This is a genomic window from Pseudomonas asplenii (assembly GCF_001293465.1).
Classification (GTDB): Bacteria; Pseudomonadota; Gammaproteobacteria; order Pseudomonadales; family Pseudomonadaceae; genus Aquipseudomonas; species Aquipseudomonas fuscovaginae_B.
Map to the genome: position 1 here is coordinate 115,057 of NZ_JSYZ01000009.1, position 13,516 is coordinate 128,572.

The window sequence follows — 13,516 nt, forward strand, 5'->3', positions numbered from 1 at the left end:
TTGCGTTGCGCGCACAACGCCCATGGAAGAACGCCCCCTCACCGAAATTTTTCCGCTTTGTTTTCCGATTTTGTCGGGCTGGTGCGTCTTCTTCTCAAGTAAGAACAATTCCTACTCGCTTTTCCACACTTAGAAAGAGCTGAAAGAATGCCGACAACACATCGACTGACCCCCTTGAGCAAGGCCTTGCTGGTTCGCAAGATGCTGCGCTCGCCTGTCACGCTCGGCGCCATGGGGATGGCGCTGGCACTGCCGATGGCTGCACAGGTACAGGCCCAGGAGTTCGAATTCAACATCGCCGCCCAGCCACTGGCGGCGGCCCTGCAGGAACTGGGGCGCCAGGGCAATATCCAGGTGCTGTACAACCCGGAGCGGGTGCAGGGCCTGCAGGGGGCAGCGGTCAAGGGCAAGCTCACCCCGGGCCAGGCGGCCAGCGAGTTGCTGAAGAACACCGGTGTGAACTACAGCTTCCAGGGCGACACCCTGACCCTGAGCAGTGCCCCGGCCACCACCAGCTCGGGCCTGAACCTGGCGGCCACCACCATCAGCGGGCAGGCCCAGACCCTGGGCACCAGCACCGACGGCACCGGCTCCTACACCACCGGCGCGGTGACCATCGGCAAGACCGCGCATTCGCTGCGGGAAACACCGCAGTCGGTCACGGTGGTGACCCGCCAGCAGATGGATGACAAGAACCTCACCAAGCTCGACGAGGTGATGGCCCAGACCACCGGTATCACCCGCTCCAATCGCAACTTCGGCGGTAACGTTTTCAACTCCCGCGGCTTTACCCTGGAAGACGACAGTTACATGATCGATGGCGTTCCAGGGTTGGCCTACAACCTCACCGGCTGGATCCGGCCCGACATGGCGGTATTCGATCGCGTCGAGGTCCTGCGCGGCGCTTCCGGCCTGTTGGTCGGTGCCGGCAACCCCGGTGGTGCGGTCAACCTGGTGCGCAAGCGTCCGACTTCCGATCCGCGCTTCTCGATCAGCACCAGTGCCGGCTCCTGGGACAATTACCGCATGGACCTGGACGGCAGCGGCCGGCTCAATGAGCAAGGCACCCTGCGCGGTCGTGCCGTGGTCGCCTATGAGGATCGTGGCTATTTCCAGGATGGGCTCAACTCCCAGACCCCATTGCTGTACGGCATCGTCGAAGCCGATCTGAACGACTCCACGACCCTGGCCGTCGGCCTGCGCCATCAACGCACGCTCTACCAGGGCTACACGATTTTCGGCCTGCCGCGCTACAACAACGGTCGAGAGATTGACGTTTCACGCTCCACCTCGCTGGGCCAGGACTGGAACCGCCACGAAATCGAAGTCAACGAAGTCTTCGCCGACCTGGAACACCATCTCAACGACAACTGGACCAGCAAGGTCTCGGTGACCCAGTCGCAGAGCATGTTCAACCAGCGTGTGGCCTATTCACAGGGTGCCTTGGACCCTGCGACTCAGAGCGGAACCTTTCTCTCCAACACCCAGTTCCGCCGTGAATACGTCACCAGCAAGGGGATCGATGGTCATGTTTCGGGCAACTTCGACGCCTTTGGCCTGACCCACGAGTTGATGGTCGGCGCCAACTGGTCGCAGCAACATATCCTGAGCAAGCAGTCACTGGTACCGATCGACCTGCCGATCGACGTCTTCGACCCCAACCACCATCTTATCTCCAAGCCGCAGCAACCGTCCTGGCAGAGCCTGGACGATATCACCCAGCGCCAGTATGGCCTCTACAGCACCTTGCGCCTGCGCCTGGCCGAGCCTTTGAGCCTGGTACTCGGTGGCCGACTGAGCTGGTACAAGAACGACAACACGCGATACGACTATCCCAGCGACATCACGGGTATAACGGCCACCAGGGCCACCCCCAACGACTACCGTGAAGACAAAAAATTCACACCCTTCGCCGGGCTTATCTACGACCTGGATGAACAGTGGTCGTGGTACGCCAGCTATGCCGATATCTTCCGCCCACAGAGCAATTACCGGACCGAAACCGGCAAGAGCCTGAAACCGACCCTGGGCTCGAACTATGAAACCGGCATCAAGGGTGCGCTGTATGATGGCCGCCTGAATGTCTCCGCTGCGGTGTTCTACATCAAGCAGAAAGACCTGTTCCAGACAGACGACGCCACGACCGCCGCAAACCCCGATGCCTGCCAGCGAAACAACCCCAGCAGCGGCTCCTGCTATGTAAACGGTCCACCCAGCACCAGCAAGGGCGTAGAGCTGGAAGCCAGCGGCGAAGTCGCCACCGGCTGGCAGATGAGCGCCGGCTACACCTACAACATCACCCGCAACGACGACGGCTCTTCAATCGACTCGGAAACGCCGAAACACATGCTGCGCGTTTCCACCATGTACAACCTGCAAGGCGACCTGAATCGCCTGAGCGTGGGCGGCGGCGTATCGACCCAGAGTGGTTACGTATCGCACTTCAACGACCAGGATATTCCCAACCCGGGCCGGGCCATCTGGGATGCACGGACGCAATACAAGCTGGACGACCACTGGAAACTGTCGTTCGACCTGAAGAACGTCTTCGACAAGAAGTACTACGAGGCGACCGGCGAACTGCGTCGCGGCAGCTACTACGGCGAGCCCCGCAACTTCATGGTCACCCTGCGCGGCGACTTCTGATCGCACAAGGTTGGCGTCAAAAGAACCAAGGGGCGACCCTTGGTTTTTTTATGGGCGACTGTTTCTGTGGCGGGCGGGCTTGCCCACGCTCGGCTGCGAAGCGGCCCTGGAACCGCAGCACTCGGCTCATCTGATCCGCCGGGTGCCCAGGGGCCGCTACACGCCCCAGCGCGGGCAACCCCGCTCGCCACACGATCAGTCACCCGGAACAGGAATGCAGTAGCTGAACCGTGGATTCGCGGAATGAAAAAGCCAGGGCGCGGGCCCTGGCTTTTTCATTTCCCGCCGGCTCAGTCAGACTGACTTCAGACGCTCCAGTACCGCCGTCAACAACGCCTGGGAGAGAATGATGCTGTCATGGTTCTCCTCCAGCGCCATCGAGGTGGCCAGCCCATTACGCGAGCACTGCTCCACCAGCACGGCCTGCGCCGCGCCGATTTCCTCGGCGGTCTTGCTCGCCCCCGCCCACCAGCAATCCGGCTTGACCTGCAACGGCTTGAGCGTGAAGGCCTCGCTGAGGATCGCGTTGGTGCGCAACAGGCGGTAGCCGGTCTCGATTTCGTCCTGCACGGCGATATCGCGGTAGACCTCACGCAGGCCCTCGGCGCTGACACCGCCGACCAACGCAACCTGGTCGATGACCCAGTCGGCAATCACCTGCTCATCGTCCCACTGCGCCCGCGCCTGCTCGATCAGCCCGACGATGGTCTGCTCCTCGACGCCGGGAACGAAGGCCAGGAGGCTGCCCACCAGGTTCGCGAACAGGCTCTGCTCCGGCGCCGCGGCGTCCGGCACCGGCTCCTGCTCGGGCGCAAAGACCTCCAGTGCCGCCGGCAGGCTGGTGTCCACCAGGCCGAGGAAACTCACCTGGTCGCCGCTCTGCTCCAGTACATGGGCCACTTCGATCGCCAGGGCCCCGCCCAGGGACCAGCCCAGCAGGTTGTATGGCCCCTCGGGCTGGGTCTGCCGGATCTGCTGGACGTAGTAGCCGACCATCTCTTCCCAGGAACGGTCGAACCAGCCCGGCACCACATAGCTCTTGTTGACCAGCCCGTAGACCCGTCGTTCGTCCTTCAGTTGCCCCGCCAACGGATAGTAGGAGTAGGTGCCGCCGCCGCCCGGTGGCAGGCAGAACAGCGGAGCATTATCCGCGTGGCAACCGTTCATGCTGATGACCGGCGTCTTCACCTTCGCCTCGCCTTCGCGCATGAAATCGGCGAGGTCGGCCAGTGTCTCCATCAGCAGGAAGTCGTGCAGCTTGATCGTCACACCGAAGGCCTCACGCAGCCGGCCGACCAGAGAGATCACCAGCAGCGAATGTCCGCCCAGCTCGAAGAAGTTATCGTTCAGGCCGACCGTCTCGACCTTCAGCAACTCGGCCCAGATATCGGCCAGGCGCTGTTCCAGTTCGGTCCGCGGGGCGACATGGCTGCGCTGTACCGCGTTGGCATCCGGCAGTGGCAGCGCCTTGCGGTCCAGCTTGCCGTTCGGCGTCAGCGGCATCCGCTCCAGCACCACCAGGTGCGCAGGCACCATATAGTCCGGCAGGCCGGCCTTCAGATGCGACCGGAGTTGTGCATACAGTGACTCCCAGGGCTGCTCGACGCCCGCCTCGCTGAGCACCAGGTAGGCGGCCAGCTGCTTGCCGGTCGGCCCATCGAGGTCGATCACACTGCTTTCGCGGACGGCGGCGTGTTCCTGCAGGCGGGCCTCGATTTCACCCAGTTCGATACGGAAGCCGCGGATCTTCACCTGATGGTCGAGACGACTGACGTACTCGATCACGCCCTGTTCGCGATAACGGGTCAGGTCCCCCGTGCGGTACAGGCGCCCACCGCCCTGCTCGTCGAACGGATCGGGGACGAAACGCTCGGCGGTCAATCCCGGGCGTTGATGGTAGCCGCGGGCCAGGCCGTGACCGCCGATCAGCAGCTCACCGCGCGCGCCCAGCGGCAGGGTATCGAAGTCATCCCCGAGGATATGCAGGCGGGTATTGGCGATCGGACGCCCCAGCCAGACATCGTCGCTGGCGGTCAGGTAGTGGGCGGCGGACCAGATCGTCGTCTCGGTCGGGCCGTAGACGTTCCAGACATGCCCGGCTTGCTCGATCAGCCGCTGCGCCAGTTCGGCACTCAACGCCTCGCCGCCGCAGAGGACCTTGCGCCCGGCCAGGAGACCGGCCGGGGCCTGGTCGAGCAGCATGCGCCAGGTCGATGGGGTCGCCTGGACCAGGCTGACCGCGTGACGCTCGATCGACTCGACCAGCCGTTGCGGATCCTTGTTGTCGCCCTTGTCCAGCAAGACCACCGCAGCGCCGCACATCAATGGCAGGTACAGCTCCAGACCGGCGATATCGAATGACAGCGAAGTCAGCGACAGCACCCGGTCGCGGGCATCGATCCCCGGCTGTTCGGCCATGCTGAAGAGGAAGTTGCTCAAGCCTTCGTGGCGCACCGCGACGCCCTTGGGCTTGCCGGTGGAACCCGAGGTGTAGATCACATAGGCCAGGTTGTCCGGTTGTGCCAGGTTCGCCAGCGCAGCCTCATCCACACCATCACGCCACTGCTGCTCGCGGTCCAGGCACAGGCTGCGCACGCCCTCGGGGAGCGGCAGGCGCTCCAGCAACGGGCTCTGGGTCAGCAGCAGTTGCAGGCCGCTGTCCTGCATCATGTAGGCCAGCCGGTCCTCGGGGAAATCCGGGTCCAGCGGCACATAGGCACCGCCGGCCTTGAGGATCGCCAGCAGGCCCAGCAGCATGTCCGGCCCGCGCTCGACCGCGATCCCCACCAGCACGTCAGGCCCCACGCCCGCCTGGCGCAAGGTCTGCGCCAGCTGGTTGGAACGCTGGTCCAACTGCCGGTAGCTCATGCGCCCCTCGTGCCAGATCAGCGCCGTATCCTCGGGCGTCCGCCCGGCCTGGGCCTCGATCAGGCCATGCACGCAGGCCTGGACCGGGTAGGCCGCCTCGGTCCGGTTCCATTCCCGCTCGATCTGCTGCCGTTCGCTGTCGCTCAGCAACGGCAGGTCGGCAACCCGCTGGCTCGCATCGCGGCTGATCGCCACCAGCAACGCCCGCCAATGACGCGCCATGCGCTCGATCGTGCCGCGGTCGAACAGCGCGGTGGCATAGGTCAGGGTCGCCCCCAGGCCCTGCTCATGCTCGCTGGTGTCCAGGGTCAGGTCGAACTGCGCGGTATGGCTGGCCGGCACCAGGCCCTGCACCTGCAGCCCGGACAGTTGATGGCCTTCGCCACTGACCTGGCTCTGGTGGTTGTACATCACCTGGAACAGCGGGCTGTGGCTCAGGCTACGCTCCGGCTGCAGGGCCTCCACCAGTTGTTCGAATGGCAGGTCCTGGTGACCCTGGGCCTGCAGGGCGGTTCTCTTCACCTGTTGCAGCAGTTCGGTGAAGGTCAGCGCCGCATGGAATTCGGCCTTGAGCACCTGGGTGTTGACGAAGAAGCCGATCAGGCGTTCGGTCTCGACCCGCGTCCGGTTGGCGACGGGAACGCCCACGCGGATATCGGCCTGCCCGGAGTAACGCTGCAGCAAGGTCTGGAACGAGGCCAGCAACAGCATGAACAGAGTGACGCCCTGCTCGCGGGCCGTGGTTTTCAGGGCCTGCACCAGTTGCGAATCCAGTTCGACCGACAGCCGATCGCCGGCATGGCTCTGCTGGGTCGGCCGCGGCCGGTCCAGCGGCAGTTCGAGGACCGGCTGCTCGCCGCCCAGTTGGGCCTGCCAGTAATCCAGCTGGCGACGCTGTTCGCCCGCCTCCATCCATTGCCGCTGCCACACGGCATAGTCGGCATACTGGATCGGCAGCTCCGGCAGTTCGGCCGCGCGCCCCTGGCTGCCGGCTTCATACAACTGCACCAGTTCGTCGACCATGACCGGCATCGACCAGCCATCGGCAACGATATGATGCACGGTCAGGACCAGGACATGGGCCTGCGGCGCCAGGCGCAGCAGCTTCACCCGCAACAGTGGCCCCTGCTCCAGATCGAATGGCTGGCGGATTTCCTCGTCGATGTAGTGGGCGATCTCCGCCTCGCCGGCGGACTGCGCACAGGCATCGACCGTCAGCGTGAACGCCGTTGCCGGATGAATGACCTGCACCGCCCGCTCGCCGTCCTGGCGGAAGGTGGTACGCAGCACTTCGTGACGAGCGCACAGGGCCTCGAAGCTGCGCCGCAGCTCCTCGACATCCAGGGCCCCCTCAAGCCGCAGGGCAGCCGGGATATTGTAGGCGGCACTGTCCGGCTCCAGTTGCCAGAGGAACCACTGGCGCTGCTGGGCATAGGACAACGCCAGCGGCTGGTCACGCCCGATCGGCAGCAGCGCCGGCGCCCGGTTGAGCGTACCCTGGGCGACCCGTTCGGCGAACTCGGCCAGGTTGTCGGCCTCGAACAGTGTACGCAGGGGCACCTCGACATCGAGCCCCTGGCGCACCCGGGAAATCACCTGGGTCGCCATCAGCGAATGCCCGCCCAGGTCGAAGAAGTTGTCGCCCAGACCGACCCGGTCGACCTTCAGCACGTCCTGCCAGATCCCGGCCAGGGCTTGCTCCAGCGCGGTCTGCGGGGCCCGATACTCGAACTGCGCGAGATTGGCCTGCGGAGCCGGCAGGGCCTTGCGATCGACCTTGCCGTTCGGGGTCAGCGGCAGTCGCTCCAGCAGGATCAGGTGAGACGGCACCATGTAGTCCGGCAGACCGGCCTTCAACCACTCCCTCAGCTCGCGCCGCAACGCTTCCCTTGCCGCCTCGGTATCCTGGCCCGCCTGCTCGGCCACCAGGTACGCGGCCAGTTGTTTGCCCGCCGGGCCATCGATATCGATGACCACGGCTTCGCGGACGCCGGCATGCTCCTGCAACCGCGCCTCGATTTCGCCCAGCTCGATGCGGAAACCGCGGATCTTCACCTGGTGGTCCAGGCGTCCGGCGTACTCGATCACGCCGTCGCCATGGTAGCGGGTCAGGTCGCCGGTACGGTACAGGCGGCCACCGCCCTTGCGGTCGAACGGATCCGGAATGAAGCGTTCGGCGGTCAACCCCGGACGCTGGTGATAGCCCCGCGCCAGGCCGTCGCCACCGATCAGCAGTTCGCCACGGGCGCCCGGCGGCAGCACGTCGAAGTCGTCGCTGAGGATATGCAGGCGGGTGTTGGCGATCGGCCGGCCGAGCCGGATGTCGTCGCTCGAGGTCAGGTAGTGTCGCGCCGACCAGATGGTGGTTTCGGTCGGGCCATAGACGTTCCAGACATGCCCGGCCTGCTCGATCAGCCGCTGCGCCAGCTCGGCGCTCAGGGCTTCACCCCCGCAGAGCACCTTGCAGCCGGCCAGCAGGCCCGGCGGCGCGCTGTCGAGCAGCATGCGCCAGGTCGACGGCGTCGCCTGGATCACCGTGACCTGGCGTCGGCCGATGATCTCCAGCAAGGCCTGCGGATCCTTGTTCTGCTGTTGGCGCAGCAGTACCACCGCCGCGCCGCGCATCAGCGTCAGGTACAGCTCCAGCCCGGCGATGTCGAAGGACAGCGAGGTCAACGACAGCACCCGGTCCGAAGGCTCGACACCCGGCTGTTCGGCCATGCTGAAGAGGAAGTTCACCAGCGCCCCGTGCGGCACCGCCACGCCCTTGGGCTTGCCGGTGGAGCCGGAGGTGTAGATCACGTAGGCCAGGTTGTCCGGCTGCGCCAGGTTGGCCAGCGGTGCCTCGTCGACCCCGTGCAGCCAGTCCTGCGACTGGTCGAGGAACAGGCTGCGCACTTCGGCGCCGAGGGCCTGGTGGATACTCAAGTGACTCTCGGTCAGCAACAACGCCAGCCCGCTGTCCTGCACCATGTACGCCAGGCGATCGGCCGGAAAGTCCGGGTCCAGCGGCACGTAGGCGCCACCGGCCTTGAGGATCGCCAGCAGGCCCACCAGCATCTGCGGGCCGCGCTCCACGGCCACGCCGACCAGCACATCCGGCCCCACGCTCAATTCCCGCAGCTTGTGGGCCAGGCGGTTGGAATGCCGGTCCAGTTGCTGGTAGCTCATGTCCGCATCATCGAACAGCAGGGCCGTCGCCTGCGGCGTCAGGCGGCTCTGTTCGGCAATCAGCTCATGAATGCAGCGGCCTGCCGGGTAGTCGGCCTCACTGCGGTTCCAGTCGACGACGATCCGCTGGCGCTCGTCATCGTCGAGCATCGGCAGTTCGACCACGCGGCGATGGGCGCCGCTGGCAATCGCCGCCAGCAGGTTGCGCCAGTGGCCGGCCATGCGCTCGATGGTCGAGGGGTCGAACAGCGCGCTGGAGTACGTCAGGGCGGCACTCAGCCCGTCGACGTTCTCATGGGTGTCCAGGGCCAGGTCGAACTGGGCGACATGGCTGTCCCAGGCCAGCCCCTGGACCGTCAGGCCGGGCAACGTGTGCAACTCGCCAGGCCCTTCGGCCTGGTGGTTGTACATGACCTGGAACAACGGGCTGTGGCTCAGGCTGCGCTCGGGCTGCAACGCCTCCACCAACTGCTCGAACGGCAGGTCCTGGTGCGCCTGGGCCTCCAGGGCCGCCTGCCGGACCTGTTGCAGCAATTCGCTGAAGGTCAGGCTCGAGGTGAACCCGGCACGCAGCACCTGGGTATTGACGAAGAAGCCGATCAGGCGTTCGGTTTCGACCCGGTTGCGGTTGGCGATCGGCACCCCGACACGGATATCGGCCTGACCGCTGTAACGATGCAACAGGGTCTGGAACGAGGCCAGCAGCAACACGAACAGGGTCACGCCCTGCTGTCGGGCCGCGGCCCTGAGGCCATCGGCCAGCCCCGGCGGCAGCTCGATGGCCAGGCGCTCGCCGGCATGGCTGCGAATCGTCGGGCGCGGCCGGTCGGTGGGCAATTCGAGCACCGGCTGCTCGCCACCCAGTTGTCCGATCCAGTAGTCCAGCTGGCGGGCCTGCTCGCCCTCGGCCATCCAGCGCCGTTGCCACTGGGCGTAATCGGCGTATTGCACCGGCAGGGCCGGCAGATCGACGGCCACGCCCTGGTGGTAGGCGCTATACAGGCGCACCAGTTCGTCGACCATGATCGGCGTGGACCAGCCATCGGAGACGATATGGTGGACGGTCAGCACCAGCACATGCTCGGTGTCTTCCACCTGCAGCAGGCGCACCCGCAGCAGGGGGCCCTGCACCAGGTCGAACGCCTGGGCGGCCTCACGCTCGACGTAGGCGCGGATGGCCGCCTCGCGCCCGGCCGCCGGGATGTCCACCAGGCGCTCCAAGGGCAAGTCGAAGGTGGTGGCCGGATGAATGACCTGGACGGTCAGTTCGCCCTCCTCGCGGAAGGTGCTGCGCAGGGTTTCATGACGGGCGATCAGCGTTTCGAAGCTGCGCCGCAGGGCCTCGACGTCCAGTGTGCCGCGCAGTTGCAGGGCCGCCGGGATATTGTAGGCGGCACTGTCCGGCTCCAGTTGCCAGAGAAACCACTGGCGCTGCTGGGCATGGGAGAGCAGCAGCGGTTGCGTCCGATCGGCCGGCTCGATGGCCGCGACCGGAGTCGGGGCGGCGGCGCCCTCGGCCTTGCGCACGAATGCCGCCAAATCCTGGGCTTCGAACAGGTCACGCAACGACAGCTCCAGTTCGAGGCTCTGGCGAATCCGCGAGATGACCTGGGTCGCCAGCAGCGAGTGCCCACCCAGCTCGAAGAAGTTGTCGTCCAGCCCGACCCGCTCGATCTTCAGCACCTCGGCCCAGATCTGCGCCACCTGCTGCTGCACGGCGGTCACCGGGGCGACATGGCTTCTCTGCGCCTGCGCGGCATCCGGTGCCGGCAAGGCCCGGCGGTCCAGCTTGCCGTTGGCGGTCAGCGGCATCTGGCGCAGCAGGACCCAGTGGGCCGGCACCATGTAGTCGGGCAGCACGGCCTTGAGGTGCTCGCGCAGCTCACGCCGCCATTGCCCCTGGACCTGCGGATCGGCCTCCAGCAGCGTCGGGTCGCTCGGCACCAGGTAGGCCACCAGTTGCTTGCCGCCCGGGCCGTCGATATCGATGACGCTGACTTCCTGGACGGCAACCTGCTCGCGCAGCCGGGCATCGATTTCGCCCAGTTCGATGCGAAAACCGCGAATCTTCACCTGATGATCCAGACGCCCGATGTATTCGATACAGCCCTCGGCCCGATAACGGGCCAGGTCGCCAGCGCGGTACAGGCGGCCACCGCCCTGCTCGTCGAACGGATCGGGCACGAAGCGCTCGGCGGTCAGCGCCGGACGCTGGTGGTAACCGCGCGCCAGACCCGCGCGGCCCACATGCAGCTCACCGCTGCAGCCCTGGGCGACGGGGTTGAAATCGGCATCCAGCACATACCACGACAGGTCGGGGATAACCTCGCCAATCGGGCTGACACCCGCCTGCAGCAGGTCCTCGCGGCCGATCGGCCGGTACGTCACGTGCACCGTGGTTTCGGTGATGCCGTACATGTTGACCAATTGCGGCGAGCGATCGCCAAAACGCTCGAACCAGGGTTGCAGGCTGCCGACGTCCAGGGCTTCGCCACCAAACACCACGTAGCGCAGGGCCAGCGGCGCAGACGACGGCGGCGCCTCGCAGGCCACCCGTGCCAGTTGCTTGAACGCCGAAGGCGTCTGGTTCAGTACCGTGACCCCCTCACTGAGCAGCAGCGGGTAGAAGTCCTGCGGCGAACGGCTGACATCGCGCGGCACGATGACCAGGCGACCGCCGTGCATCAGCGCCCCGAAGATCTCCCAGACCGAGAAGTCGAACGCATAGGAGTGGAACATCGTCCAGACGTCCTGGGGCCCGAACCCGAACCATTCGTCAGTGGCCTGGAACAGCCGGAGAATATTGCGGTGCGGCAGCAGCGTACCCTTGGGCTTGCCAGTGGAGCCGGAGGTATAGATCACATAGGCGAGGTTGTCGGGGTCGGTCAGCGTCGGCAGGTTCTGCTGTGGATAACCTTCCAGCCAGTCGCCTTCCTGGTCCAGGCAGAGGCTGCGCACGCTGTCGGGAACCGGCAGGCGGCCCGCCAGGTGGCTCTGCGTCAGCAGCAGGCGGATGTGGCTGTCCTGGATCATGTACGCCAGGCGATCCTCGGGGTAATCCGGGTCCAGCGGTACGTAGGCACCGCCGGCCTTGAGGATCGCCAGCAGGCCGACCAGCATCTCCAGGCCGCGGTCCACCGCCAGGCCCACCAGCACGTCCGGGCCGATGCCACAGGCGCGCAGATAGTGCGCCAGCTGGTTGGCCCGGCGGTTCAGCTCGCCATAGGTCAGGCTGCGGGTGCCATGGGTCACCGCCAGCGCATCCGGTGCCTGCAGGGCCTGGGCTTCGATCAGCTCATGGGCGCAGGCCGTGGCGGGGTGCGCCGCCGGTGCCGGGTTCCAGGCCTGGAGGGTGCGTTGCCGCTCCGCCGGGTCCAGCATCGGCAACGCGGCGATACGTTGTTGCGGGTCCGCACCGATGGCTGCCAGCAGGCTGCGCCAATGCCTGGCCAGGCGCTCGATGGTGGCGGGCTCGAACAGGTCGCTCGCGTAGGTGAACGCCGCCCCCAGGCCCTCGTCGCTTTCGAAGGTGTCCAGGGTCAGGTCGAACTGGGCGGTGCGTTTCTCCCAGGCCAGGCCCTCGACACGCAGGCCGGCCAGCTCGCGCGCCTCGCCTCGGACCTGGGTCTGGTGGTTGAACATCACCTGGAACAACGGCGTGCGGTTCAGGCTGCGCTCGGGCTGCAAGGCCTCCACCAGTTGCTCGAACGGCAGGTCCTGGTGGGCCTGGGCGTCGAGCGCGGTTTTCTTCACCTGCTGCAGCAACTGGGCGAAGGGGGCCTGGGCGTCGATCTCGGCCCGCAGGACCTGAGTGTTGACGAAGAAACCGATCAGCCCTTCCGTTTCCACACGGCTACGGTTGGCGATAGCCACCCCGACGCGGATGTCGGTCTGGCCGCAGTAACGGTGTAACAGGGTCTGGAACGAGGCCAGCAACAGCATGAACAGGGTTACGCCCTGTTGCCGGGCAACCGCCTTGAGGGACTGGGCCAGTGCCGGTGGCAGGTCGATGGCCAGGCTCTGTCCGGCCAGGCTCGGCTGGGTCGGACGTGGTCGGTCGACGGGCAGTTCCAGCACGGGTTGCTCGCCACCCAGCTGGCCCTTCCAGTAGCCGAGCTGGCGTTCCTGTTCGCCCGCCTCCATCCAGTCGCGCTGCCACTGGGCATAGTCGGCGTACTGGATCGGCAGGGCGGGGAGTTCGACCTCGCGGCCCTGGCGGAAACCGTCGTAGAGGCGGACCAGCTCGTCGACCATGATCGGCATCGACCAGCCGTCGGAAACGATGTGGTGCACGGTCAGGATCAGCACATGGTCCTGCTCGGCGATCCGCAGCAGGCGAACCCGCATCAGCGGCCCGCGCTCGAGGTCGAAGGGCCGCTGCACCTCGTCCTCCACGCAGGCGCGGATCTGTTCATCGGGATCGTCGGAAAGCGGGGACGCCAGGCGCTCCGGCGCCAGCGTGAAAACATCGGCCGGGTGGATCACCTGCAGCACCTGCCCGGCGTCCTCGCGCAAGGTGGTGCGCAAGGTTTCGTGGCGCCGGATCAGCGCCTCGAAACTGCGGCGCAGGGCTTCGGTGTCCAGGCTGCCCTTCAGGCGCAAGGCCGTGGGGAGGTTGTAGGCGGCGCTGCCCGGCTCCAGTTGCCAGAGAATCCACTGGCGTTGCTGGGCGTAGGACAGCGCCGAAGACGACTCTGACTCCCGTCTGAAAATCGGGGTCACCCCGTAAAGGTTCACCCCTTGTCGCTTGAGCAACGCCGAGAGCGCCTTGCGCTCGCGGATGGACAGCGATTTTACGGAGTCGAGCAGCTCTTGCACTTTGATGTTCTCC

General features: G+C 66.0%; 2 protein-coding genes. One reads left to right on the forward strand and one right to left on the reverse strand.

The features are described from left to right. Positions 1 to 147 precede the first annotated feature (147 nt). Positions 148 to 2,646, forward strand: coding sequence for a TonB-dependent siderophore receptor (locus tag PF66_RS12455; RefSeq protein ID WP_054062859.1), 2,499 nt, complete (start codon positions 148 to 150; stop codon positions 2,644 to 2,646). Positions 2,647 to 2,940: 294 nt separating this feature from the next. On the opposite strand, the gene PF66_RS33430 is transcribed toward PF66_RS12455, so the two are convergent. Next, positions 2,941 to 13,503 carry an amino acid adenylation domain-containing protein gene (locus PF66_RS33430; RefSeq protein ID WP_081009840.1) on the reverse strand — a complete coding sequence of 3,521 codons (10,563 nt, stop codon included), beginning with the start codon at positions 13,501 to 13,503 and terminating at the stop codon, positions 2,941 to 2,943. Positions 13,504 to 13,516: the final 13 nt, after the last annotated feature.